The following is a 24,457-nucleotide window of genomic DNA, read 5'->3' as shown; positions in this document are numbered from 1 at the left end:
AGTAAACGTATTGTCCTACTCACATCCCCTTTTTCAAAGGCCGGCTCGAGAAATGCTTGCGCAGCCTGTTGACAGCCGATATAGTTTTATAGTAAAAGTATGTATCTTTGAAAAAGGGTGATGATGTGAGCGAAATGTCCCGCGCCGGTAAAATCGAGGAACTGGATCAGGTGTTTGTTGAATTGGCTCGCTTCTTTATCAGCCATTGGCTGTTGGAAGAAGAGGTAGTCAGTCCCAAGCAGTTCATCTTGCTGCGGGTGCTCTACGACAGAGAGCGCAGCACGGTGTCCGATTTGGCTGCTCTCTTGAAGCAGTCGAACAGCGCCACCACCATCGCACTGAATCGGCTGGTCAAGGCGGGCTATGTCAATCGGGTCCGTGATGAACAGGACCGGCGGGTCGTCTGGGTGACGCTCTCGGACAAGGCGGTTCCGCTGATGGAGCGGTTGTTGTCCAGACGGAGGGAACTCATCGCCAAACTGATGGAAAACCTGACCGACAGCGAGCTGGAACAGTTTACACTCTATCTCCGAAAAGTGAAGCAAGGCTTGCAGTAACCTACATACAGCCATCGGAGCAGCGGGCGGGGGATATTTCACAGGACAGCGTGAACAAACAGAAGATGGGAGTGTACGACGATGAAAAAAGCGACAACACTGTTGACGGGAACCATGGTTCTCAGCGCCACTCTGTTCGCGAACGCTGCTTTTGCAAACGAAGCCGCTCAACCGGCACAGGCTCACGGCTGGATTAACATGCCGGCAGAGGATCAATGGGTGGTTCTGCCGGGAAGCAACGCGGCTGTCACCGGCCAAAGCGGCTGGATCAACATGCCGGTAGAGGATCAGTGGGTCGTTCAGCAGGGAAGCACTGCGAACGTTGCCGCCCAAAACGGCTGGATCAACATGCCGGTAGAGGATCAATGGGTAGTCCAGCCGGGAAGCACTGCGAACGTGACCACGCAAAACGGCTGGGTTGCAATGCCTGTGGAAGACCAAACGATTGTCCTGTCGCCCAAAAGCGGGCAAACCGCCGTGGCTCACGGTTGGGTGGCCGCTCCGGTAGAGGACAGCGTGATTGTAGTGAAGCCGGCTGCCAGCGCCGACGATGCCAAGCAGCCCCGTGGCTGGAACTGGTCGGTGCCGGATTCGAACGGCGACAAGTAAACATCTTCTTGACCCTGACAACCCCTTCTGAACTCGGAAGGGGTTTTTTGACGTGCCTGGACGGTCTCTTTGGCTAAACGGCAGGGAAGCGGCACACACTACGAGTTGACCCAAGACAGGAAGGAGGAACAGGCATGGCAGATGAGCGCCGATACGGTTTCGACCGCCCGTCCGACACGGCCGTCAGGCCATCTGCGGCGGCATCCGAGACAGATGAGGAGCTGTCCCAGGGGTTGGCTGCCACCCAGGAGCAGGTGAGCGACATGTACAAAATGGGGACGATTGACGATGCCCAAGGGCTGAACTGACGTCCTGCTCCCGATCGTCCCCGCTTGCCGGGCCGAAGACGGCAAAAGGCCATGCGGATGAGACGGCCAGCAGGATCAGCAAACGGCAAAAACCCGGACCGCGTACCCGTCCGGGTTTGTTGTCATGTCAAAGCGGCAGCCGGTCCGAAACCTCCCCGATCGGGACGCGGCGTACCGCTCACGGCCGGTCGTAGACGGCCCGCTCCTCCGCCGGAATCCGGACGCGCCACAGCAGCCAGAAGTTGGCCAGGGAAAAGATGACAGCGGTGGCGACGGCGGAAAAGGTGAGCGGCAGGACGAACAGTTCGGTCGCCACCACCAGGTAGTTGGGATGCCGCAGGAAGCGGTACGGGCCGCGCCGCACGGGCTCGGCGCCGGGAAGGATGTAGATGCGCGTGTTCCAGCGTTTCCCCAGGCTGACGATGCACCAGTACCGAAGTCCCTGAGCCAGCGCGAATACGGAAAAGGTCCACGCCCACCACGGGGCGGTCCTGCCTTCATGGAGGAGTCCCTCCGCGAGCAGGCTGACGAGAAACAGCACATGCAGGGCGACGATGTACTTGTAGTGGCCGGCCCCCACTTCCCGGCCGCCCGCGGAACGGATGTGGCGGGCGTTGCGCCGCGCCAGGGCCAGTTCCAGCAAGCGCTGGGCGACGACGGCGGCATAGACGGCCAAAAAAAAGCCCACGCTTGCTCACCTCGCTTCCAACAGGATCAACTCCGAGCTGAACCCGGGTCCGAGGGCGGCCAGCAGTCCCTTTTCTCCCGGCTTCCAGCCCTCTTCCATGCACTTTTCCAGCACGAACAAAACGGTGGGCGACGACATGTTGCCAAAGTCGCGCAGGACGTCCTCGGCCAACCGCGTGGCTTCGGCGGGAATCCCCAACGCCTGCCGGTAGGCAGCCAGCACCTTCGCCCCGCCGGGATGGAAGATAAAACGCTGCACGTCTGGGACGGATACGCCAAGCGGTCCGAGAAACCCGTCGACGTTGTCCCGCATCGACTGCCGGACCAGGCTGGGAATGTCGCGGGAAAAGATCACTTTCAAGCCCGGTTCGGTCAGCTCCCAGCCCATGATGTCCAGCGTATCCGGCCACGTCGTCGTGCGTGCGCCCATGAAACGGAGGCGGGGCGGAGTAGACGGCCGCTTCACCTCGTCTCCTTCCACCAGCACGGCGGCGGCCCCGTCGGCAAACAGGCAGGTGGCGATCAGATTGCTTTTGGACAGATCCTGCCGGATAAACGTCAATCCGCACAGCTCCACCGCCACCACCAGGACGCGGCTTGCGGGGTAGGCCCGGGCGTATTCGCATGCCCGCGAAAGGCCCATCGCCCCGCCGACGCATCCCAGCCCCCACAGCGGCACGCGGGTGATGTCCGGTCGAAGCCCCAGACGGTTGATCAGTCGGGCGTCGACGCTGGGGGTGGCGATGCCCGTGCTGGAGACGAAGATCAGGCAGTCGATCTCCGCCGCCGCCGTTCCCGCCTTGTCCAGACAGCGCCGGGCGGCTTCGGCGCCAAGGGAGACGGCATGCTCCACGTACAGCCGGTTTTTTTCGGCAAACCCGTGTTCTTCTTGAAACCAGTCGAGCGGCATGCAGAAGTGGCGCTTGCGGATCTGGCTGTTGGCAAAGACGGCGAGCAGGCGGTCGATGTCGGGGAAGGCCTGTTGGAAAAACGCGCGGGCGACCGCCATGGAGCCGTCCTGAGTGATTTCGTGTTCGGGAACGGCTGTCGCCGCGGCTTCGATGCGGGGCATCGCAATCCCTTCCTTCCGTCAGGTAAGTAGTTCCAGTTTTCCCTAGCCGTGGATGTTCGATTCGTGGTACACTGCGTCACCTGCTGATTTTTTCAACGCCGGGCAATAACGGCCTGGAGTATCCGGGGGATGGGGATGCGACAGTGCGGCATCTGCCGGGTGCGGAGCGAAAACTCACCTCCGCCGAAGGAGAGCGGCAGGTTTGTTCCGAATATTCCTGCTTCTCGTTTGTGACCGTGGGGGAAGCGTACGCGGACTGTGGGGGATCGTTGGTCGTATTCGTGGACAGCGGGGAGAAGCGGGCGTACGTGTTTGACCGGGAGCCGGTCCGCCTCCTGCCGACGCGGGACAAACGGCTGCTGCGCTACGCCGCGCAAAGCTGAACCCGCCCGGAACGCGACAGGCGGCGTCGGGCGGGCGGCAGGCGCTCTTTATGAGGCGGCAATCGGAGGCTTGGCACCGTCCAAAGGAGCCGGCTGCGGCTGGCTCATGGCCCGCTTCACCAGCCGGTACTGGAACAGGCCGGCGACGAGCAGGAGTACGGCGAGCAGGGAAAACCAGTAGGCGCCGCCGATACTGCGGAACGACACGGCGCCAAGCGATGGGCCGATCGTGCCGGTGATGCCCCAGTTGGCCCCGAAGATGGAAAAGTAACGGCCGCGGTACGCTTCCGGCGCCATGACGGAAATCGCCTTTTGAATCTGCGGGCCGTACAGCATCTCGCCCAGCGTAAAGATGGCCTCCGCCACCACGAGCAGGAAAAAGGTGGGGGCCCAGCCGTAGCCGATGCCGACACAGGCGAGGAGCAGGTAGGCCAGCAGAATGACGCGGTGGGCCGGAAATCGTTCGGCAAACTTGGCGATCACGATCTGGCAGCATACGACGAGCAGGCCGTTGATCGTGATCAAGGTGGCAAACACGGTCAGGAAATCGTCAAAGCGCGTCCGCAGGTGCTGCGGCAGGATGATCTCCACCTGGGAGTAGAGGAGCGAGACCGGAACGGCGGCCAGCGTCATCCACAGCAGCGTGGTGTGCTCGCGCAGCCGCAGCTTGGGTGCTTTCGGCTTGTCTGCTTGCGCTTGGCCGCCGCGCTCCCGCAGCTCCCGGGGGAGCGTCTCCGGCACTTTCCAGACGATCAGCAGCCCGTAGGTGAAGAGGGCGGCCGAACAGATGCCGAAAACGATCGCCGGGTTGATCTTGTACAGGGTAACCCCGATCAGCGGTCCCGCCGCCGCGCCCAGGTTGAGGGCGGTATGCAGCAGGGCAAACACCTCGCTGCGCTTCTCCTCCGGCACCACGTCCGTTACCTGCGCGCTGGCTGCCGGCCAGAACAGGGAGGCGCCGATCCCGTTCAGAATGGTCAAGGCGGCGAAGGCATAGAGGGACTCCGCCCAGATGTAGCCGGCCATGGAGATCGCTTCAATCGCCAGGGCGGCCACCATCATCGGCTTTCGCCCGTAGCGGTCAGCCATTCCCCCGGAATAGAGTCCGGCGATCATGCTGGTCAGCGGCTGCAGGCTGGTGACCATGGCCGCCACCAGCAGATTGCCGTCCATCCTTTCATACAGATAGAAGGCCAGGAAGGGACGGAGCATGAATCCGGCAAACGTGGTCAGGATCGTCCCGATCACGCGGATCCAGATGGTCGTGTCATAACGAGCGATGACGGATTGAAGCCAAACCATTTGGCAAATTCCTCTCTTCCGGTAAAAGAATATTTTGTAAGTATACGAGATTTTTGCGTGAAAAGAAAGATGGTTGCCACCCATCGGAATAGTCAGTTTTTTCGTTTCTCCCGGCCCGCTGGAGATCGATGCAAAGATGTAGTTAGATGAAGAAAACGACACGGGAAGGGGAAGTAGCATGACGGACGTGTTTCGAGACAGTTTGGGACACAACCTGTACAGGATCGGGCAGCTCGTCCGGGAAGAGACGGCGAAAGCCCTGCAGCCGTTTCGGCTCACGCCGGAGCAATGGCAGCTGCTGGTGGTGCTGGCGCAGCATGACGGCATGACGCCTTCGGAGCTGGGCGAACGTACATTGCGCGACAAGACGACAGTCTCGCGCATTTTGCCCGGACTGGTGAAAAAGGGGTGGCTGATGACGGAGCCCAATCCAAAGGACGCTCGCAGCTATCTGGTACGCGTGACACAGAAGCAGAAGCCGCTCGTCCGCAAGTCGATGGAAGCGGTACGGGATCACTTTGCTCAGCATGTGTTTACCGCCATGACAGACGGCGAGCAGGAAGTGCTGTTGGGACTCCTGCTGAAGCTTCGCACCCACTTGGGCGATTAAATTGATTGCATATGCAATCAATTTTTTGCTGCCATATAGTTGTATATGCAACTATACAGAGGTGGAAGCGAGATGAAACTGACGGTGCGCAAAGCGGACGGACCGGGCTGGCTGATGATCGCCGAGACGGTGGAAAACGGAACGAGATCGAGGTACGGGTGTGGGTCAAGCCGGGGAAAAAACGGACGATGCTGACAGATGAAACGCACAAGGGCATGCGGATCATGGAAGTCCAAGGGGCGATTTCCGACGGCAGGACGCATGCCGAGATCCGCGCCGCGCTCAAACGGCTGTACGGCGTCTATGAGAGGGATATCGAACTGATTGAAGGATACGCTAGCCAGTTCAAACGCTATTGCGTGACACTGCGCTAGCGATTTTTTTCCTTGAACTCGCTGGAACAGGCAGGTAAAATATTCCTATGAATACGATAAAAGTCCTATCTCACTTCTGTTTTAATAGGTCTTTTGAATCATATTCAACTCGTTTTGTGTGTGAAATAAGTCGGAGGGGGATATCGTTGGACTTACGTTGGATAGGGTTGGGGATTTCCTGCCTGTTCACCTTGCTGTGGACGGCCGTCTACGGGCTGCCCGCCAATCAGCAAACGGCCGTACTGGCGGCAGCGGCCGCGGTGCTGCAGGCAGCGGTGGGCTACCGGATGGGGCTGTACGCCGACAGACTGAGAGAGGCGGCCTATCTGGACTCGCTGACAGGTGCGCTTGTCAACCGCCGCTTCTTTGAACTGCTGGAGAGGGAGGTGGAACGGGCCCGCCGCCACGACTATCCGGTTACCCTGCTGTTTATCGACCTGGACAATTTCAAGATCTTCAACGACAGCCATGGTCACCTGGCGGGAGACCATCTGCTGTGCCGCTTTGCCGACATCCTGAAGCGCAGCATCCGCGCGCAGGATGCGGTCGGCCGATGGGGAGGCGAGGAGTTCGTCATCCTGCTGCCCCATGCGGACACGCAGCACGGCGTGACTGTCGGGGAGAGAATCCAGCGCAATGTGCGGGAAGACCTGGGGGGCGTGACGGTCAGCATCGGAATTGCTTCGTTTCCCGCGCACGCGTCCACGGCGACGGAACTGGCGGCGAAAGCGGACACCCTGATGTACGAAGCGAAAAAGAAGAAAGACTGCATACTGGTGGCGGAACAGTAATCCAGGAAACAGGTGGCAGTTACGAACACTCGCATCCGGAAAAGAGCGGGTGTTTTTCGCTTGTCATGCGCCTTTACAAAACCTTTACAATATCTTAATGAAAAAAACACGCGTTTGTCCTTGTTTTTAAATTTACCTTTAGAAAGCTGTTCGGTTATAATCGGTGAGGCGTTATCTTTCCAAAGGAGTGACGACGGAACGTATGTTGAAATCCAAAAAGCACATCTTCTTTGACCTGTTTGAACAGCAAATCGCCAATGTTCACAAGGGGACCCACCTGTTTTACGAAATGATTGGCAACTATCAGGATGTGGAAGCCAAAGTGAAAGCGATCAAGGCGGTTGAAAAAGAAGGGGATGAAATCGTTCGGCGCATCATGAACGAGCTGAACTCCACGTTCATCACCCCGCTGGAACGGGAGGACATTCACCAGCTCGCGCATACGATGGACGAAATGATCGACTACATCGACGGGGTAGCGGATCGGATGTACCTCTATCAGGTGCGCCAGCCCGACCCTCGCGTTCTGGCTCAGGCCAACATCCTGGTGAAATGCTCGGCCAAACTGATCGAGCTGATCCGTACCCTGCGCAAACTGGATCACCAGGTGGTGGCCCAATACGCTGCCGAGATCAAGGAATTGGAGCATGAGTCTGACTCCAACTACCGGAAAATGGTGTCCGACCTGCTCAACGCGCCCGACGCCAATCCGATCGAGGCCATCAAGCTGAAGGAGATTTACGACAAGCTGGAAGACTGTGCGGACTTCGCCGAGGATGTTTCCAACCTGGTAGAAGGGATCGTGCTGAAGAATGCTTAGTCTTTCGCCTGACGTGATCATTCTCATCCTTGTCGTCATCATGGCGCTCAGCTTTGACTTTATCAACGGCTTTCACGACACGGCCAATGCGATCGCCACGTCCGTGTCCACCCGGGCGCTGAGTCCGCGCACGGCAATTCTCATCGCGTCCGTTCTGAACCTGATCGGTGCCCTCACCTACACCGGGGTGGCCAAAACGATCGGGGGCAGCATCGCCGACCCGTTCAAGCTGGAGAACGGTCTGGTCATCGTCTTGGCCGCGCTCACGTCCGCCATCCTGTGGAACCTGATTACCTGGTGGTTCGGGATTCCCAGTTCGTCGTCACACGCCCTGATCGGCGGGGTGGCCGGCGCGGTTGTCGGCGCAGCCGGTTTCGGCGCGATCAACCTGGCGGGCTTCATCAGCATTGTCCAGGCGCTGATCGTCTCGCCGATCGTCGCGTTTGTGGTCGGGTTTGTCATTATCAAACTGGTCTCCGCACTGGTGGCCAACATGCCGTACCACCGCACGAACAGGGGCTTTCGCTCGCTGCAGGTGCTGGCGGCGTCCTGGCAGTCGTTCAGCCACGGGGCCAACGACGCCCAGAAGACAATGGGGATTATCACCTTCGCGCTGATCTCCGGCGGCTTTATGACCTCGGAGACGGGAGAGATTACCATCCCGCTCTGGGTGAAAATCTCGGCGGCGATCGCGATGGCGCTCGGCACTTCGTTTGGCGGCTGGCGGATCATTAAGACGATGGGCGGCAAGATCATGAAGATCAAGCCGATCAGCGGGTTCTCCGCCGACTTGTCGTCTGCCCTGATCATTACCATCTTTACCACGCTGAAGCTGCCCGTCAGCACGACGCACGTGATCACCTCGTCCATCCTGGGCGTGGGCGCGTCGCAAAAGTTCTCCGCGGTGAAGTGGGGCTTGGCCGGCCGGATCCTGGTGACGTGGGTCTTCACGCTGCCGGCGACGGGACTGCTCGCGGCCGCCTGTTACGTGGTCTTCGACGTCTTTTTGTAACGGAATCAAGGCTCCTGCTCCTCTCTCCTGACGGGGGAGAGGAGCTTTGTTGTTTGCAGGGAAAACGGATCAGGAGGTGCCGGTCAAGCGCTCCCAAAAGCCGGGTCGCGGTTTGATCTGCACCATCCGGACCGAAGTGAACGGGATGTAGGCGAGTGAACCGTCCGCGGCCTCCAGCAGCAGCCCCGCCGCGCTGTAGTCGTGCAGCTTTCCTTCCTCGAAGGAAGACAGGCCGGGACCGATCATGCCCGGGGCGAAGTGAACGCGCACGCTCCGGTCCAGATACGCCTCCAACATGTCGTCATCCATGCGATCCTTCTCCTTTCGTCGTTTTCTTTCAGTTATGCCCACCTTTGCGACAATTCAGACCAGCAAAAAATCACCCGGCCCACCGGTCAAGACCCCGTTGAGCAGTCTCGATTCTTCAATAAAGGGAGACCCCCTCCCACTGCGGAGGGGGTTACAAGGACGTACTTTGCTCAAACTGCTCACTTTCCATTTGGGTCAGTATCTCTCGAATCCGCTCGATCTGAATCACCTGAATCACGCCGTTGGAGAATTGGATAAAGCCTTGCTGGCGCCATTTCTGGATGATCTTGTTGACCGTGATCCGGGACGTGCCGATGTACCGGGCGAACGACGTCTGGTCGATGGGGATGTTTTCATTCTCATGAATTTGAATCAATTTCAACAAAAAGTGAGCCATTTGCTGTTCGACCGGGCTGTCCAGATAGGAAATGATTTCGGCGAGGAGTCGTACTTTATAGATATGGGAGTTGGTGAAGATCATCGCCGCATGGGGATGATCCTTGCACACTCTTGACAAGGCTTCATCGGAGAAATGATAGAGAATCGAAGGTGTAGTGGTAACCGCGGTTGTCAAATAGGTTCCTCTGTGAGCCCCGTGTTCCCCTAGCAGGGTCCCGATCGGGACGTAGTCAATGACACGCTCGTGGCCGTTATCGGATAGCAGGCTGATTTTCACCCCGCCCTGCTCCAGGTAATAAAAGCCTCTGCCGTTTTCTCCCTGGCGATACACGAACGTATTCTTTTTCAGTTCCAGTTTTTGTCCATATGGTAAGAACGGAGTCCACTTGTAGCGAAGGTTTACCATACGATCACCTTTCCTTCCCAACATCATTCTCTGCGCAACATTGGACAGGGAATGAGCGCTCCAGACTAAACCGTTTTCGCTGTCGGTGCAGACAGATTCAACTTCCGCAACACATCCGGACGCTTGATCACAAATTTGCGCTGCTCGATGTCGATCAGTCCGTCTTCTTTCCACTGTTTCAGGATTTTGTATACGGTGATTCGGGTTAATCCGGTGCAGTGCGCCAGGTCCTGTTGGGTGAGGGGGACTTCATAGTTTTTAAACTCATCGCAGATGTTGAGGAGCAGCGCGGCGATCTGCTCTTCAGAAGAAAGCGCTTTCATATTAATCGCATAAAGAAGAATCCGCATTTTTTGATTGACGGTTTGAGCAAACAGGGGCAGTAATTCCGGCTGCTCCTTCATCAGTTTCGCAAACTGTTCGCAGGAAAAATGATAGACCACCGAGTCCTTAACGGCGATCGCGGTGGTAAAGTGCGTTTGCCGGTCCATGGTTTGAATCCCGAGCAGTTGGCCGGGCACCACGATGTTCAACAACCGGTCGTTTCCTTTTACCGTGGAGGTGACGATTTTCACCAAGCCCTTGTGAAGGTAATAAAACCCGTCTCCCAGACTGCCCTGGTAGTAAATGACGGATTTTCCTTTCACGAATTGCCTCTTCCCGTACTTCAGAAACGTCTCCCACTTCAGGTCGGTTTCAAACGGGGATACCATATCGAACACTCCTTTCAATATGGTTGTAAACGATAACGGCTGTGGTTAGCTGCCGGCTTGGATCTGCGACATCTGCTGCAGCAGGCATGCCTCCTTGGTAACGTCTTGAATGGCGGAAGCCAGTTCCATAATCCCTTCTGTCTGTGCCTTTGCGAGATTTTTTGATGCAAGCACCATTTGTGAAAGAGAGGTGATCTCCTCCTGCAGCGAAGAAAGGCTCTTGGAGATTTCCTTTGCCAAATCGCCGGACGTCGAAGCCAAACGACGCATTTCTCCCGCAACGATCGCAAAGCCTCTGCCCTGCTCCCCTGCACGGGCGGCTTCAATCGAGGCGTTCAACCCGAGTATGCCCGACTGCTTGGCGATGTCCGAGATTGATTTCAATACGGAAAAGGTTGTTTCTACTTGCTGCAGCATTCCGGTCATGACCTGATGAAGCTTCTCGCTGTGTGACGACAACGTCTCAGCGCTTGACTGCATCACCACGGACTGGGCGGAAACCTCTTCCACAATGGCCGACAGGTGTTCGGCAATCTGTGCCAGCTTATTTTGGCGATCCAGACTGACTCCGAAGACGAGCGCACCGGAAATCCTGCCGTCTTCCTCAATCGGCAGTCCGCCGGCAATGTAGGCGATTCCGTACACCGAGGAATCCATCAGCTTCGTCATTGGTCTTCCCTGCTTGATAATCGTATTGGCCAGACTGCCTTCCTTGATTGGATCATGCGGCGATAATCCGAATTGCAAGGTCTTTCCGGGCAGGTAGGTTAAAAATTTCTCCCTATCCGTGATCCCGAGCGTAAAATCATCTTCAAAGCACAAAACCATCCTGTGCATGATGGAAGATACGTGTACGACACTGTCCAGCAGGCTCATACCCTTCAAGCTCCCATGTTTCATAAATCAAAATTTTTAGAAACCACCAGCACAATTATAAATGGGCGAAGAGCATATGTACAACGTAAACATTCTCGTCGCGAAAAAAAGTCTGAAAAAATGTTAACTGGTTTACAACCGGCGTGACGGAAGGGTTCGAAAAAAGGGATTGGAACGTTAAGCAATTTACACAGGGAGGTCCTCCCTTTTAGTACAATCAGTTCACGGCATTTTTTAAATATTTAAACAATTATCAGGGGGAGGATATGATGAAAGGGAATCTGCAAATGGATGCGCCCGTTCTCGATCCGTCGTCGAAACCGGCAGCCAGGACAATGCCAGCCATCACGCTGCTCGTTGTTGTCATCTGTTGGTTCAGCATGCTGGCAGACGGGTATGATCTCGGCATCTACGGCGCTGTGCTGCCTTCGTTGATGGAGTACAAGGATTGGGCGCTGTCTCCGGCGAAAGCGGGGGCCATTGGAAGCTATGCGCTGGTCGGCATGTTGGTGGGAGCCATCTGTGTCGGAACTGTCACGGACATGATCGGGCGCAAAAAGACATTGGCTTTTTGCGTATCGTTGTTTTCCATCATGATGGGGTTTGCCGCGATGGCACCCTCGCCTGACATGTTCGGTTTGTTTCGTTTTCTTGGAGGTATCGCGCTGGGCGGCGTGATTCCCACGGCGTCCGCCCTCACCATCGAGTATTCGCCGGTGGAACGGCGGTCGTTGATGTACGCCGTGATGTACACAGGGTACCCGGTCGGCGGTCTGCTCGGTGCGCTGCTGTCGATGTATTTCCTGCAGGATTTCGGCTGGCGGTTCTTGTTCTGGCTCGGCGCCGTCCCGATTCTCCTCGTGCCGTTCATTCTCAAGTATTTGCCCGAATCGATCAGCTTCCTGCTGGCGAAGAACAGACGCGAAGAGGCGGAGCAAATTGCCAGCCGGTACAACATTCCGCTTGATACCATCGGAGCATACAAGCCGGATCAAGCGAACGAGGGACAGGGTCAATTCGCCTCGGTCGCCGCGCTGTTCGCCAAACAAAACATCCGCGCGACCGTCTGCTTCTGGATCGCCTTTTTCATGGGCCTGCTGATGATTTACGGGTTGAGCACATGGCTGCCGAAAATGATGAAGGAGGCGGGGTATCCGCTCGGATCCAGTCTGGGTTTCCTGTTTATGCTGAACCTGTCGGCAGCGGTAGGCGCGCTGTTGGCGGGCAGGGCGGCAGACCGGTGGGGGTCGCAGAAGATCATCAGCATCTCTTACCTCCTCGCCGGGGTCTCGATGGCCCTCTTGAGTGTAAAATCGTCGATGCCGGTGGTGTACGCCCTGGTCGGCCTCGCCGGTTTCGGGACGATCGGTACCACGTTGATCATGAACGCCTACATTTCCAAGTATTTCTCCGCGGATAACCGGGCGACCGCGCTGGGCTGGGCGATCGGGTTCGGTCGGATCGGGGCGATTTCCGGCCCGGTGCTGATCGGATTGTTCATGTCCTGGAACATGGGGCTCGCCTGGAACTTCTATACCTTTGCCATCGCGGGAATCATCGCTTCGGTCATGGTGTTGTTTATCCCGAAGCACCGCGACGGGAACATCTAACCAACGCGTGGGAGGCTGTCGATACGATCGGCAGCCTTTTTTTCTGACGGCACTTCAAAAATCGGCTGAAAACGTTAACCGCACTACAATTTTCAAAATTGTTCAATATTATAATGCAATCACAAGACAGGAACTCATCCTAACCAAGAAAGTAGGGAGGAATTTCCATGGGAATCCGAACAGGTGCCCAGTACATCAACGGGCTGAAATCCCGGCAGCCGGAGATTTGGCTGTCCGGGCGGAGAGTGACCCATGTATGCGACGAGGTTGTGTTCCAGCAGCCGATACGTGAAATCGCAAAACTGTACGACATGCAGCATGATCCGGAGTACCAGGACAGGATTACGCACATCTGTGCCGAAACCGGGGAACGGGTGAACAATGCGTTTCTGGTCCCGAAAACCCACGAGGATTTGCAGGCTCGCCGGGCGCTGTTTGAAGCGTATGCCAAAGCCACGTTCGGCTTGATGGGCAGAACCCCGGATTTTCTCAATGTTGTGCTTACGTCGCTGTTCAGCAACGCTTCCTTTTTGGAAACATACAACCCGCAGTGGGCGGAAAATATCCGCGCGTACTACCGGTACATCCGCGACAACGATTTGTTCTTGACGCACGCGATTATCAATCCGCAAAACGACCGCAGCAAGTCATCGCACGAACAGCAGGATCTCTTTACCCATCTGGGCGCGGTCAGGGAGACGCCGCAAGGACTGATCGTCCGAGGCGCGAAAATGCTGGCCACCCTGGCACCGATCACGGATGAAGTGATCATCTACTCGTTCCCGGGATTCAAGCCCGGCGATGAACGCTACGCGCTTGCCTTTGCCATTCCGATTGACACGCCGGGACTGCGGATTCTCTGCCGCGAACCGATGCAGGACGGAACCCGCTCGCTGTTTGACCATCCGCTGGCGTCCCGCTTTGAAGAAATGGATGCGGTACTGGTCTTCCACGATGTATTGGTGCCGTGGGACCGGGTGTTCCTGTACAACAACGTGGAAGCGGCCAACCTGCTGTATCCGAAAACGGGCATCGCGCAGCAGCCGGCTCATCAGACCGGTGTACGCGGGCTGATCAAACTGCAGTTTGCCACGGAAGTAGCGGTCCGCTTGGCCGACTCCATCGGGGTGGATGTCTACCTGAATGTCCAGAACGACTTGGGCGAGCTGATCCAGTCGGTGGAATCGATCAGGGCGCTGCTGCGGATCGCCGAACAGGAGTGCGACGTATTGCCGTCGGGCGAAATCATGCCGGGTTGGGTGCCGCTGGAAACGATACGCGGACTGCTGCCGAAGATGTACCCGCGCGCCGTGGAAGTGCTGCAAATCATCGGTGCAGGCGGTTTGCTGATGTCTCCGACAGGGGCCGATTTTGCCAATCCGGAATTGGCGGAAGATATGGAGAAGTATTACGCCGGTCGCGCGGGTGTCTCAGGGAAGGAACGCGTCCGTTTGTTCAAGCTGGCCTGGGATCTGTGCGGAGAAGCGTTCGGACAGCGGCTCCTGCAATACGAACGCTACTATACCGGCGATCCGATCCGCAAGCGGGCGATCTTTTTCAACAATTACAAACGGGTGCGCTCGTTTGACCTGGTCGATGACGCGTTGAGCGTGCTTAATCTCCATGAACCGGTCGCGAAAGCGTGAGGAACGGACGGCCGCTTCGGACAAAGGAGGAAACGGGATGAAGCTGTTAGGCATTTCAGGAACGATTGTGGGGGCAAAAACGCGCATACTCGTGGAAAAGGTTCTCGAGGAAGTGAAGAAGCTGGAACCTGAGCTGGAAGTGGAACTGCTGGATATGAAGCAGTACGATGTCCAGTTCTGTGACGGGCGCGATCCGTCCACCTACACCGGTGACACGAAAACGGTGATCGACATTGTCTCTTCCGCTGATTTCTACATCATCGGCACGCCGATCTTTCAGGGTTCGATCACCGGGGTGCTGAAGAACCTGTTCGACCTGGTTCATCCGCAGGCGCTTCGCCATAAAGTGATGGGGTTTGTCGCCAACGGGGGCACGTATCAGCATTATCTGGTGATTGAAAATCAGCTGAAGCCCATCGCCGGATACTTCCGGGCGTACGTTGCACCCGGCTATGTGTACGCGCATGCCGACCACTTCAACCGGCAGAATGAACTGGTGGACGAAGACGTACTGCAGCGGATCAGGAATCTGGCCGAAGAAGTGGTCCATCTGCAAAAAGCGTTAAAAGCCGGTGACATTCATGCCTATTCTTGAGATCAAGCTGCTGGAGGGACGAGATGAAGAGGTGAAGGAGCGTTTGATTGCCAACGTGACGCAAACGGTCTCCGAAACCCTGCAGGTCGCACCCGAACGGATCAGGATCATCCTTTACGAGATTCCGCTGAGCCATTGGGCGATTGGCGGAAAGACGGTGAAAGAAATCCAAGCGGAAAAGGAGCGATTGACATGAGCACGACGAGCATGTTCGCACCGATCAATTTGTGGAAATTTATCGAGGAGAACAAGGATCAGCTGAAACCTCCGGTCAACAACAAAGTGATCTGGAAAGACGCGGAGCTGATGGTGATGGTGCTGGGCGGACCGAACAAACGGCGAGACTTCCACGTCGATCCCTCGGAAGAAATTTTCTTTCAGCTGAAGGGGGATTGTTACGTTGAGATCATCAACCAGGAAGGCAAACGCGAAGTGATCACCGTGCGGGAAGGAGAAATGTTCCTGCTCCCGGCCAATGTTCCGCACTCGCCGCACAGGGTGGCCGATACCATCGGCATTGTCATCGAGCGAAACAGGGCCCAGGGAGAGCTGGAGGACTTTGTCTGGTTCTGCGATCAATGCGACCATGAAATGCACCGCGTTACCGTCCAGCTGACCAATATCGAAACGCAGGTAAAACAAGCGATCGAAGGATTCAACGGCAGCCTGGAGCTGCGGACTTGCAAAAACTGCGGGTACGTCATGCCGCCGGAAGCGAGCGAATGGAAATGCGAGTAGATTTTCATACCCATATCATCCCGGAAGACCTGCCGAACTTCGCCGAAACATTCAAGGGGGAACGCTGGCCTGTCCTGCACCGGACGTGCGCATGCGGCGCCCATATCCTGGTCGGGGGAAAGGTGTTCCGCGAAGTAACCGACCAGGTGTGGGACCCTGCGAAGCGGATCCAGGATATGGACCGGGAAAAGGTGGACATCCAGGTGCTGTCTCCGATTCCCGTCACGTTCTCCTATTGGGCGCCCGCTGAAGAAGCGGAAGTGATGGCCCGCATCCAAAACGATTTCATTGCGGAAACCGTGAAACAGCATCCCGACCGGTTTGTGGGTCTTGGAACGGTTCCTCTGCAGAACACGGCCGTCGCCATCCGCGAAATGGATCGCTGCGTTCACGAACTGGGCCTGAAAGGGATTGAAATCGGCACCAATGTGAACGGAAACAATCTGGATGACCCTGCTTTCCTGGAATTTTTCGAGATGTGCGAGAAGTGGGACGTGCCGCTGTTTGTCCACCCGTGGGAGACGTTGGGCAGAGAGCGGATGCCTCGCCACAATCTCATGTACACCGTGGGGATGCCGAGCGAAACGGCCCTCGCTGCAGCAAGCTTGATCCTTGGGGGCGTGATCGAGAAATTCCCCCGCCTGCGGATTTGTTTGGCCCACGGCGGGGGATCATTCCCTTACATTCTTCCCCGGCTGGACCAGGGCTGGAAGGTATGGCCCCATCTCCGGCTGCTGGAACAGCCGCCCAGCCATTACGCCAAGAATTTCTATTTTGATTCGTTGGTCTATGATCCGGCGAACATCCAGTACATGATTGACCGCTTTGGCCACGAGCGGATCCTGATGGGCTCCGATTACCCGTTCCTGCTTCGGGAAATTCCCCCGGGCGAGGTCATTGACCAGATGCTGACGGTCACGGAAGAACAGAAGCGGGCGATGCTGGGGGAAAACGCGCTTCGCTTCCTGAACATGAGCCAGGTGGAGGTGAGGTAACGATGACGATACATGATGCGACACCCGAACAGCGATTGCAGGAACTGGGCTTGACGCTGCCTGCACCGCGGCAGGCTGCGGGAAATTACGTGGGCTGCGTTCGCACCGGCAATCTCCTGTTTCTTGCCGGTCAAGGGACGGATGAGTACCGCGGCAAACTGGGAGAAGACGTTACGGTGGAAGTAGGCTATCTGGCGGCAAGACAGTGCATGCTAAATCTCCTGGCGGTCGTCAAACGGGAGATCGGCGAATTGAGCAAAGTGAAACGGTTTGTCAAACTCCTGGGCTTTGTCAACAGCGCTCCTGATTTTACGGATCAACCCAAGGTGATGAACGGCGCCTCCGATTTACTGGTGCAGATTTTCGGTGAGAAAGGCAAACACGCACGTTCTGCGGTAGGCATGGCGCAGCTTCCGCACAACAACGCGGTCGAAGTTGAGATGATCGTGGAAATTGAGGAGTAGGGAGGATTCAGATGAGCCAGACTGCACAGGAAAGAGAAAGAAAGATTAAAGACGCCAAGCTGTTCATCAACGGCGAATACATCGACGCCATATCCGGCGAGACGTTCGACACGATCAACCCGGCGATCAATGTAAAGCTGGCCTCGGTGGCCAATGCCGGCGAGGAAGATGTGAACAAGGCGATTGAAGTGGCGCAGCGCACCTTTGAAAGCGGCGTCTGGAGCGGTATGCCTGTCGAAGAACGGGCGAAGATTCTCTGCAAAATGTCCGACCTCGTCATGGAACGGGTGGACGAATTGGCCTGGGTGGAAACGCTCGATGTCGGCAAGCCGATCAAGGAGAGCCACGGCTTTGACATTCCCAGAGCTGCCTGGAACTTGCGCTTTTTTGCCGAGATGGCCAAATACCTGATTCATGAAAACTACGAGATGCGCAATTTCATGTCGTACACGAAATACGCTCCCGCAGGGGTGACCAGCCTGATTATTCCGTGGAATCTGCCGTTCATGCAGATGACCTGGAAAGCTTCCGCGGCCCTGGCAGCCGGCAATACCGTGGTGGTGAAGCCGGCCTCTTATACTCCCCTGAGCGCCGTGATGCTGGGGGAAATCGCGAATGAGGCAGGCTTGCCCCCGGGCGTTTTGAACATCGTGACCGGCCCGGGAGGAACCGTCGGCACGGCGATGACCACGCATCCCTACGTACGTCGGATTTCGTTTGTCGGCGAGACGACGACAGGCAAGACGGTCATGAAAAACGCCGCTTCCCGGCTGATCCCGGTCTCTCTCGAACTGGGCGGAAAGTCGGCAAACATCGTGTTTGAAGACGCCGATCTCGATGAAGCGGTGAAGGGGTCCATCGAAGCGATTTTCCGCAACCAGGGAGAAATCTGCCTGGCCGGGTCGCGGCTGCTGGTGCAGGAAAGCATTTACGACCGGTTCCTCGACAAATTCGTGAAGGCGGTGCAGCAAATCAAGGTGGGCGATCCGCTGGATCCGGAGACGGATATGGGGGCGCTCGTATCGCGCAGCCACCTGAAAACGGTCGATGACTACGTGCAGATCGGTCTGGCCGAAGGCGCCAAGCTTGCTTACGGCGGCAAGCGAATCACCAGCCTGGGTGACGGAAACTTCTACGAGCCGACCGTCTTTTATGACGTAGACAATAAAATGCGGGTGGCCCAAGAGGAAATTTTCGGCCCGGTCGTCGTCGTCATTCCGTTCAAAACGGAGGAAGAAGCGATTCGCATCGCCAATGACTCGATCTACGGATTGGCCGGCGTGGTCTGGACGAACGACCTGAGACGTGCCCACCGGGTGGCAGCTCAGGTGCAGTCCGGCCTGCTGTGGATCAACTGCTGGTATGTGCGCGACCTTCGCACGCCGTTCGGCGGGGCAAAAGCGAGCGGCATCGGCCGTGAAGGTGGGCGGCACAGCTTCGAATTCTATACGGAAGCAAAGACCGTTACCATGAAACTATGAAATCGTCACACAGGGAGGTTGCGGCGTTTGGACCAGGCAAAAATCACGAGATTTGCCGACCATTTGGCGGAGGCGGAACGAAGCGGCCGCGGGGTAGAGCCGTTAACGGCCCTGGACCCCAATTTGACGACAGAAGAAGCGTACCGTGTGCAGCTGCACACGATCGAGCGAAAGGTGAAAGCCGGCGACGTCGTTGTCGGAAAGAAAATCGGGTTGACCTCGTTAGCCATGCAGACACTGCTCGGGGTCGACCAGCCTGATTACGGTCATCTGCTGTCGGGCATGGCCGTTGAAAACGGAGGGGAGATTCCGTTTCAGCGCGTGATCCAGCCCAAGGTGGAAGGGGAAATTGCCTTCGTGTTAAAGCGCGACTTGCAAGGGCCTCGCCTTACCGCGTCAGACGTGCTGCAGGCGACCGATTATCTCCTCCCTGCTCTGGAAATTGTGGACAGCCGGATCGCGGATTGGAAGATCAAGCTGCAGGATACGATTGCAGACAATGCCTCCTCCGGTTTGTACGTGCTGGGCGGACGCCCCGTGAAGCCGGATCAACTCGACCTCGCGCTGGCTGGTATGGCCCTATACAAAAACGGCGAGTTGGTCAATACCGGTGTGGGAGCAGCGGCGCTGGGCAACCCTGCCAACTGCGTGGCATGGCTGGCCAACAAGCTGTTTGAGTTTGGGATTACGCTGAAAGCCGGGGAAGTGATTCTGTCTGGTGCCCTGTCTGCGGCGGTCAATGCGGCCCCCGGAGACTGTTTCAGCGCGCGAATCGCCCATCTCGGGGAAGTGGGAGTGAGATTTCATGTCTAACGTAAAGGTTGCCATTCTCGGCTCCGGAAACATCGGCACCGATTTGATGATGAAGCTGGGCCGGTCAAGCCAGTTGGAGCTTACCGCGATGATCGGCATCGATCCCGACTCGGAGGGACTGCGCATGGCGAAGCAGCGCGGTTATGAAGTGTTCGACGGTGGACTGAAGCAGTTTTTGGAAAACAGTCCGGAACTTGCCGACATCGTCTTTGACGCCACGTCTGCGAAAGCGCATATTCGTCACGCCAAGGCCCTCCGGGAAGCGGGCAAGCTTGCCATCGACCTGACTCCGGCCGCAGTCGGCCCATATGTCGTTCCGGCCGTAAATCTCGGTTCCCACCTGCACGAAAAAAACATCAATCTGATTACGTGCGGAGGCCAGGCGACGATTCCGATCGTTCACGCGATTAACCGCGTGAGCCCGGTCAACTACGCTGAGATTGTCGCCACCATTTCCAGCAAAAGCGCCGGTCCGGGCACCCGCGCCAACATCGACGAATTTACGGAAACCACCGCCCACGGCATCGAAGCCATTGGCGGCGCGAAGAAAGGCAAGGCGATTATCATCCTGAACCCCGCAGAGCCGCCGATTTTGATGAGGAACACGGTGTATGCGCTGGTTGACGAAGAAACGCTGGATGAACAGGCGATTGCTGCATCCATTGAGCAAACCGCAGGCTATATTCAATCGTACGTACCCGGATACCGTCTCCGTACCGAGCCCATTTTCGACGGCAACAAAGTCACCGTCTTTTTGGAAGTGGAAGGGGCCGGCGATTACCTGCCCACCTACTCCGGCAATTTGGACATCATGACAGCGACGGCGGTGAAAGTGGCGGAGGAATTTGCCGCGCACCACGTGAACGCAGCATCCGTCTGAAACTGGAAAGGAGACGAAACAGATGAGTGGTAAACGGGATATTCTCATCACGGAAGTGGCGCTTCGCGACGGCAGCCATGCGATCAACCATCAATTTACCGTGGAACAGGTGGTGAGCGTGGCCCGCGCTTTGGACGAGGCGAATGTTCCCTTCATCGAAGTTTCCCATGGAGACGGTCTGGCCGGTTCTTCCTTGCAGTACGGGCTGTCCCGAACGAATGAGATGGAACTGATCGAGGCGGCAGTTGCCGTCTGCAAACAGGCGACGGTAGGTGTGCTCCTCCTGCCGGGAATCGGCACAATCAAGGATTTGAATGCCGCTGCGAAGCTGGGTGTCGGCATGGCGCGGATCGCGACGCACGTTACCGAAGCCGATATTTCCGCTCAACACATTGCCCGCTCCAAAGAACTTGGCCTCTTCACCGTCGGTTTTTTGATGATGTCTCACATGGCACCTCCGGAAAAACTGGTCGAGCAGGCGAAACTGATGGAGAGCTACGGAGCCGATGCGGTGTATGTGGTTGATTCGGCCGGCGCCCTGCTGCCTCATGAAGTGGCCGAACGAATCAGGGCATTAAAGCAAAGCATCGGCGTTGAGATCGGGTTCCACGCGCACAATAATTTGTCCCTGGCGATGGCCAACACGCTGGCGGCGATTCAGGAAGGGGCAACGCGCATCGACGGCAGTGTCCGCTGTTTGGGGGCCGGCGCGGGCAATACGCAAACGGAAGTACTGGTCGCCGTGCTGGAACGGATGGGCATCGAAACCGGCATTGATCTTTACAAAATGATGGATCTGGCGGAAGAGATCGTTGCGCCCATCCTTCAGGTTCCGCAGGAGATTACCCGGGACAGCCTGGTCCTCGGATACGCAGGCGTGTATTCCAGCTTCCGGCTACATGCGGAGCGTGCCGCGAAGAAGTTCGGAATTGATTCCCGCGATATCCTGATTGAGCTCGGGAAGCGAAAAGCGGTAGGCGGTCAGGAAGACATGATCATTGATGTCGCTGCGGAAATCGCGAAGCAGCGCAGTGCAGCGGGACTGCGATAAGGAGGTGGACAGCTTGCTTGCGGAACATTCCTACAGATCATTGGCGCAAAAGCTGGTCGATGCGGAGTTCAACCGGCAGGAAGTGGTGAAACTTACGGCTGAATATCCAGACTTGTCGGTAGAGGATGCGTACCGGATCCAGGATGAGCTGGTTGCCATCAAGCGCGAGCAGGGCCATCGGGTGATCGCGCTGAAAATGGGCTTTACCAGCCGGGCCAAAATGAAGCAGATGAACGTAAACGAGCCGATCTACGGCCATGTGTTTGATTACATGTCCGTTGACAGCGGCGTCCTGTCTTTCCGTGAATTGATTCATCCGAAAGTGGAAGCGGAAATCGCGTTCATCCTCGGCAGGGATATCGAAGGACCGGGAGTGACGGGCGCTCACGTGTTGGCCGCCACGGAATACGTCGTTCCCGCCCTGGAGATTATCGACAGCCGCTACCTGAATTTTCAGTTCACCCTCCCCGACGTGATCGCGGACAACACGTCCGCTTCCCGTGTGTTCATCGGATCGAGGCTGCGCAAACCGGATGAGCTGGAACTGGATCTGGTCGGAGTTACCCTCTCCATCAACGGGGAATTGAAAGATTTGGGCGCAGGGGCGGCAGTGCTGGGACATCCGGCCCATTCCGTCGCCATGTTGGCCAACATGCTGTCTCGCAGAGGGCGCAAGCTGCACGCCGGCCAACTGATCTTGACCGGCGGCATTACCGGAGCGCAGCCACTTGCTGTCGGCGATGTCGTTTCTGCCAAATGGGACGGACTGGGCTCCATTGAGTTTACCGTCAAGGAATGACCGTAATCTGCTAGATGGCCCCGGTACGCGACCGGGGTCGGCTTATTTTGTTTCAACCGTATCTGTTCCGATCAGTCCAGACACGTCCTTATGTATTTCAACTGCTTTCCGGGCGTCTCAGGGACAAGAGCTGGTGGGAACGATTGGCCGTTGACTGTAAGAAAAGAATGCACCCCCTAACGTATTGATCGGTCAACCCTGGGGGTTCCAACGTCTACGTTTAAGGGGGGCATACTACACGGATCGGTTTTTTGGGCGTATGTGTTCGTCATTCCGACGACTGTTGGGAGTGATCGGACTGCTGCCTGCTTTTGCGGGCATACACCAGCAGCAGCACGACCCCGACGGCGATCAGGCTGAGGCTGACAAGCTGGGCGACGCGCAGCGTATGGCCGAGCATCAGGCTGTCGGTTCGCATGCCCTCAATAAAGAAGCGGCCGAGCGAGTAGAGGATCATGTAGCTGAACAGCACCTGCCCGTCAAAGCGTTTCAACCGGTACAGCATGACCATCAGGAGGGCAAAGACCACGAGGTTCCACAGCGATTCGTACAAGAACGTGGGGTGGTAGTACTGGCCGCCGATGTACATCTGTTCGCGGATAAACGCGGGAAAGTGCGACATGAACTCCTCCGTGGCCGGCCCTCCGTGGGCTTCCTGGTTGATAAAGTTGCCCCAGCGGCCGATCGCCTGTCCCAGAATGACGCTGGGAATCAGCACGTCCCCCAGCTTGAGAAACGGAAGATTGTGCTTGCGGACGTACCAGGCACCGGCGAGAAAACCGCCGATCAACCCGCCGTGGATGGCCAGTCCGCCCTTCCACACGGCAATCACGTCAAACAGGTTGTCTTTGTACTGCTCCCACTCAAAAATGACGTAGTACAAGCGGGCACAGATGATCGCGGCCGGGATGATCAGGACGACCATGTTCAGCACGTGGTCGGGATCGATCCCGGCCCGTTTGGCGTTGTAGCGGGCCAAATAGGTGCCCAGGAAAAACGCCAGCCCCATAATCACACCGTACCAGTGGATCTTGATGGGGCCGAGCGACAACGCAATCGGATCAATCATGATGAATTCCTCCTTGCCTTCAACCATCTGATGCCCAGTATAGCACAAACGGCACAGCCAGTTCCAATTGAGGGAAGGCGAAAGAAAACGCAAAGCGGGAGGAGGGGCGAGGTCCGCCGGGGGTTCCCCTTCCATTACCTCCGCTTGGCGAGAAAGGAGAGAATCGGGTCCAGGGATGCCCGCAGATCCGGATCGTGGACCGGCGCGAACAGATCTCCCCGTGCCCTGAGCCGCGGGGGCACGGTATGGACGGTAAAGTCGGTCGGATGAATGCGGGGCACCTCGTCCCACGTGATCGGAGTGGAGACGGTCGCCTGCGGGCGGGCGCGCGTGGAGTAGGGAGCGGGCAGCGTTTTGCCCCGCCAGTGCTGCAGATAGTCGACGTACAGCTTGGTTCCCCGGTTTTTTACCAGGCGTTCGATCGTGACCAGGCTCGGGTGTTTCTCCGCCAGATAAGTGGCGACGAATTGACCGACCTGACGGGTTTCGTCAAATGTGTAGCGCCGCTCGATCGGGATGTAGACCTGCAGACCGCTGGCCCCCGATGTCTTGACGAATGAGGGCAGATTCAACCCGTCCAGCACTTCCTTTAACAGCAGCGCCGTCTCGGCTGCGGGGGCGAACTCGGGCGTGGAAGGATCCAGGTCGAACACCAGCTCGGTCGGCGTTTCATCGTGGGCGAGATGAAACGACACGTGCCACTCCAGCGCAGCCTGATTGGCCATCCAGACAAGCGTGGCGGTGTCGTTGCACAGCGGATACCGCGTGTTTTCCCAGCGGCTCGTGGCAATCCAGTCCGGCGCGTACTCGGGCAGGTTTTTCTGGTAAAAATGCTTGTCGTGAATGCCGTGCGGATAGCGGATCACGGTCAACAGGCGGTTTTGGGCGTAGCGCAGCAGGGGAGGCGCCACCTCCAACAGGTAGCGGATATAGTCCCATTTGGTGACGTTTGCTTCCGGCCAAAGCGGTTTTTGCGGGTTGGTGACGGTCAGTTCCCTGCCTTCGACGGTCAAAACGAGATCGGCCGCGGCGGTCGGCATGGCTTTGACACCCTCTTTCCGGAGAAATGTTCGGGATGGCATCCGAAG

Annotated in this window: 31 protein-coding genes; 22 read left to right on the top strand and 9 right to left on the bottom strand. The window is 57.2% G+C overall.

Annotated elements, in window-relative coordinates:
- Window positions 1-134 precede the first annotated feature (134 nt).
- The 3 genes from FOI68_RS11985 (at window position 135) to FOI68_RS11975 (ending at window position 1,474) form a co-directional block, all read left to right on the top strand.
- Window positions 135-557 carry a MarR family winged helix-turn-helix transcriptional regulator gene (locus tag FOI68_RS11985; protein WP_176703240.1) on the top strand — a complete coding sequence of 141 codons (423 nt, stop codon included), beginning with the start codon at window positions 135-137 and terminating at the stop codon, window positions 555-557.
- Between the two features lie 81 nt (window positions 558-638).
- Window positions 639-1,166, top strand: coding sequence for a hypothetical protein (locus FOI68_RS11980; RefSeq protein WP_143863319.1), 528 nt, complete (start codon window positions 639-641; stop codon window positions 1,164-1,166).
- Between the two features lie 134 nt (window positions 1,167-1,300).
- Window positions 1,301-1,474, top strand: a complete 174-nt coding sequence (locus tag FOI68_RS11975; protein WP_081904112.1) for a YozQ family protein — start codon at window positions 1,301-1,303, stop codon at window positions 1,472-1,474.
- Window positions 1,475-1,652: 178 nt separating this feature from the next.
- On the opposite strand, the gene FOI68_RS11970 is transcribed toward FOI68_RS11975, so the two are convergent.
- Both FOI68_RS11970 and FOI68_RS11965 read right to left on the bottom strand, forming a co-directional pair.
- Window positions 1,653-2,162 carry an isoprenylcysteine carboxyl methyltransferase family protein gene (locus tag FOI68_RS11970; protein WP_044899051.1) on the bottom strand — a complete coding sequence of 170 codons (510 nt, stop codon included), beginning with the start codon at window positions 2,160-2,162 and terminating at the stop codon, window positions 1,653-1,655.
- A gap of 6 nt (window positions 2,163-2,168) precedes the next feature.
- Window positions 2,169-3,233, bottom strand: coding sequence for a type III polyketide synthase (locus FOI68_RS11965; protein ID WP_143863318.1), 1,065 nt, complete (start codon window positions 3,231-3,233; stop codon window positions 2,169-2,171).
- Between the two features lie 143 nt (window positions 3,234-3,376).
- On the opposite strand from FOI68_RS11965, the gene FOI68_RS11960 reads away from it, so the two are divergent.
- A complete protein-coding gene (locus tag FOI68_RS11960; RefSeq protein ID WP_143863317.1) occupies window positions 3,377-3,616 on the top strand; it encodes a hypothetical protein in 240 nt (79 codons plus the stop codon).
- Window positions 3,617-3,664: 48 nt separating this feature from the next.
- Here FOI68_RS11960 and FOI68_RS11955 read toward each other — a convergent pair whose 3' ends face one another.
- Window positions 3,665-4,918, bottom strand: a complete 1,254-nt coding sequence (locus FOI68_RS11955; RefSeq protein WP_035294891.1) for an MDR family MFS transporter — start codon at window positions 4,916-4,918, stop codon at window positions 3,665-3,667.
- A gap of 178 nt (window positions 4,919-5,096) precedes the next feature.
- Here FOI68_RS11955 and FOI68_RS11950 point away from each other — a divergent pair, with 178 nt between their 5' ends.
- From FOI68_RS11950 to FOI68_RS11930, 6 genes are all read left to right on the top strand, one after another.
- The gene (locus FOI68_RS11950) at window positions 5,097-5,528 is read left to right on the top strand and encodes a MarR family winged helix-turn-helix transcriptional regulator (protein WP_143863316.1); all 432 of its coding nucleotides are present in this window, start codon (window positions 5,097-5,099) and stop codon (window positions 5,526-5,528) included.
- Window positions 5,529-5,600: 72 nt separating this feature from the next.
- Window positions 5,601-5,723, top strand: a complete 123-nt coding sequence (locus FOI68_RS23960; RefSeq protein WP_255433449.1) for a hypothetical protein — start codon at window positions 5,601-5,603, stop codon at window positions 5,721-5,723.
- The gene (locus tag FOI68_RS23455) at window positions 5,717-5,902 is read left to right on the top strand and encodes a hypothetical protein (RefSeq protein ID WP_185973933.1); all 186 of its coding nucleotides are present in this window, start codon (window positions 5,717-5,719) and stop codon (window positions 5,900-5,902) included. The genes FOI68_RS23960 and FOI68_RS23455 overlap by 7 nt, the downstream gene beginning before the upstream one ends.
- 146 nt (window positions 5,903-6,048) lie before the next feature.
- Complete coding sequence (locus FOI68_RS11940; RefSeq protein WP_044899056.1) at window positions 6,049-6,693, top strand: GGDEF domain-containing protein; 645 nt, start codon at window positions 6,049-6,051, stop codon at window positions 6,691-6,693.
- 202 nt (window positions 6,694-6,895) lie between these two features.
- The gene (locus FOI68_RS11935) at window positions 6,896-7,513 is read left to right on the top strand and encodes a DUF47 domain-containing protein (protein ID WP_044899057.1); all 618 of its coding nucleotides are present in this window, start codon (window positions 6,896-6,898) and stop codon (window positions 7,511-7,513) included.
- The gene (locus FOI68_RS11930) at window positions 7,506-8,525 is read left to right on the top strand and encodes an inorganic phosphate transporter (protein WP_143863313.1); all 1,020 of its coding nucleotides are present in this window, start codon (window positions 7,506-7,508) and stop codon (window positions 8,523-8,525) included. The genes FOI68_RS11935 and FOI68_RS11930 overlap by 8 nt, the downstream gene beginning before the upstream one ends.
- A 69-nt stretch (window positions 8,526-8,594) precedes the next feature.
- Here FOI68_RS11930 and FOI68_RS11925 read toward each other — a convergent pair whose 3' ends face one another.
- From FOI68_RS11925 to FOI68_RS11910, 4 genes are all read right to left on the bottom strand, one after another.
- On the bottom strand, window positions 8,595-8,834 hold the full coding sequence (locus tag FOI68_RS11925; RefSeq protein WP_035294884.1) for a hypothetical protein: 240 nt from the start codon (window positions 8,832-8,834) through the stop codon (window positions 8,595-8,597).
- Window positions 8,835-8,985: 151 nt separating this feature from the next.
- Window positions 8,986-9,639, bottom strand: a complete 654-nt coding sequence (locus tag FOI68_RS11920; RefSeq protein ID WP_143863312.1) for a Crp/Fnr family transcriptional regulator — start codon at window positions 9,637-9,639, stop codon at window positions 8,986-8,988.
- Window positions 9,640-9,704: 65 nt separating this feature from the next.
- Window positions 9,705-10,352 (bottom strand): Crp/Fnr family transcriptional regulator, encoded by a 648-nt coding sequence (locus FOI68_RS11915; protein WP_065066734.1) that lies wholly within the window; start codon window positions 10,350-10,352, stop codon window positions 9,705-9,707.
- 45 nt (window positions 10,353-10,397) lie between these two features.
- Window positions 10,398-11,228, bottom strand: a complete 831-nt coding sequence (locus FOI68_RS11910) for a methyl-accepting chemotaxis protein (RefSeq protein ID WP_255433448.1) — start codon at window positions 11,226-11,228, stop codon at window positions 10,398-10,400.
- Between the two features lie 287 nt (window positions 11,229-11,515).
- On the opposite strand from FOI68_RS11910, the gene FOI68_RS11905 reads away from it, so the two are divergent.
- From FOI68_RS11905 to FOI68_RS11850, 12 genes are all read left to right on the top strand, one after another.
- On the top strand, window positions 11,516-12,838 hold the full coding sequence (locus tag FOI68_RS11905) for an MFS transporter (protein ID WP_143863383.1): 1,323 nt from the start codon (window positions 11,516-11,518) through the stop codon (window positions 12,836-12,838).
- A 167-nt stretch (window positions 12,839-13,005) separates the two neighbouring features.
- Window positions 13,006-14,484 (top strand): 4-hydroxyphenylacetate 3-hydroxylase family protein, encoded by a 1,479-nt coding sequence (locus tag FOI68_RS11900; protein WP_143863310.1) that lies wholly within the window; start codon window positions 13,006-13,008, stop codon window positions 14,482-14,484.
- A 37-nt stretch (window positions 14,485-14,521) separates the two neighbouring features.
- On the top strand, window positions 14,522-15,079 hold the full coding sequence (locus FOI68_RS11895) for an NADPH-dependent FMN reductase (RefSeq protein ID WP_143863309.1): 558 nt from the start codon (window positions 14,522-14,524) through the stop codon (window positions 15,077-15,079).
- Window positions 15,066-15,275 carry a tautomerase family protein gene (locus FOI68_RS11890; RefSeq protein WP_044899063.1) on the top strand — a complete coding sequence of 70 codons (210 nt, stop codon included), beginning with the start codon at window positions 15,066-15,068 and terminating at the stop codon, window positions 15,273-15,275. Before FOI68_RS11895 ends, FOI68_RS11890 begins: the two co-directional genes overlap by 14 nt.
- Window positions 15,272-15,817, top strand: coding sequence for a 3-hydroxyanthranilate 3,4-dioxygenase (locus tag FOI68_RS11885; RefSeq protein WP_143863308.1), 546 nt, complete (start codon window positions 15,272-15,274; stop codon window positions 15,815-15,817). The genes FOI68_RS11890 and FOI68_RS11885 overlap by 4 nt, the downstream gene beginning before the upstream one ends.
- A complete protein-coding gene (locus FOI68_RS11880) occupies window positions 15,802-16,812 on the top strand; it encodes an amidohydrolase family protein (protein WP_143863307.1) in 1,011 nt (336 codons plus the stop codon). The genes FOI68_RS11885 and FOI68_RS11880 overlap by 16 nt, the downstream gene beginning before the upstream one ends.
- A 2-nt stretch (window positions 16,813-16,814) precedes the next feature.
- Window positions 16,815-17,276 carry a RidA family protein gene (locus FOI68_RS11875; RefSeq protein WP_044899066.1) on the top strand — a complete coding sequence of 154 codons (462 nt, stop codon included), beginning with the start codon at window positions 16,815-16,817 and terminating at the stop codon, window positions 17,274-17,276.
- 11 nt (window positions 17,277-17,287) lie between these two features.
- Window positions 17,288-18,757 (top strand): aldehyde dehydrogenase, encoded by a 1,470-nt coding sequence (locus FOI68_RS11870; RefSeq protein ID WP_143863306.1) that lies wholly within the window; start codon window positions 17,288-17,290, stop codon window positions 18,755-18,757.
- A 27-nt stretch (window positions 18,758-18,784) separates the two neighbouring features.
- Window positions 18,785-19,570, top strand: a complete 786-nt coding sequence (locus FOI68_RS11865; protein WP_143863305.1) for a 2-keto-4-pentenoate hydratase — start codon at window positions 18,785-18,787, stop codon at window positions 19,568-19,570.
- Entirely contained in the window at window positions 19,563-20,450 is an 888-nt protein-coding gene (locus tag FOI68_RS11860) for an acetaldehyde dehydrogenase (acetylating) (RefSeq protein ID WP_029100137.1), read from the top strand. Before FOI68_RS11865 ends, FOI68_RS11860 begins: the two co-directional genes overlap by 8 nt.
- Window positions 20,451-20,472: 22 nt before the next feature.
- Window positions 20,473-21,501, top strand: coding sequence for a 4-hydroxy-2-oxovalerate aldolase (gene dmpG, locus FOI68_RS11855; RefSeq protein WP_143863304.1), 1,029 nt, complete (start codon window positions 20,473-20,475; stop codon window positions 21,499-21,501).
- 13 nt (window positions 21,502-21,514) lie between these two features.
- On the top strand, window positions 21,515-22,300 hold the full coding sequence (locus FOI68_RS11850; protein WP_044899070.1) for a 2-keto-4-pentenoate hydratase: 786 nt from the start codon (window positions 21,515-21,517) through the stop codon (window positions 22,298-22,300).
- 268 nt (window positions 22,301-22,568) lie between these two features.
- On the opposite strand, the gene lgt is transcribed toward FOI68_RS11850, so the two are convergent.
- Together lgt and ligD are read right to left on the bottom strand one after the other, a co-directional pair.
- Window positions 22,569-23,369 carry a prolipoprotein diacylglyceryl transferase gene (gene lgt / locus FOI68_RS11845; protein WP_044899071.1) on the bottom strand — a complete coding sequence of 267 codons (801 nt, stop codon included), beginning with the start codon at window positions 23,367-23,369 and terminating at the stop codon, window positions 22,569-22,571.
- A 134-nt stretch (window positions 23,370-23,503) separates the two neighbouring features.
- Window positions 23,504-24,409 carry a non-homologous end-joining DNA ligase gene (gene ligD / locus FOI68_RS11840; RefSeq protein ID WP_044899072.1) on the bottom strand — a complete coding sequence of 302 codons (906 nt, stop codon included), beginning with the start codon at window positions 24,407-24,409 and terminating at the stop codon, window positions 23,504-23,506.
- Window positions 24,410-24,457: the final 48 nt, after the last annotated feature.

The sequence above is a fragment of the Brevibacillus sp. LEMMJ03 genome (assembly GCF_007197875.1).
In the GTDB taxonomy this organism is placed as follows: Bacteria; Bacillota; Bacilli; order Brevibacillales; family Brevibacillaceae; genus Brevibacillus; species Brevibacillus thermoruber.
The sequence above is the reverse complement of the archived record's forward strand: the minus strand, read 5'-3'. Positions and strand labels throughout refer to the sequence as shown.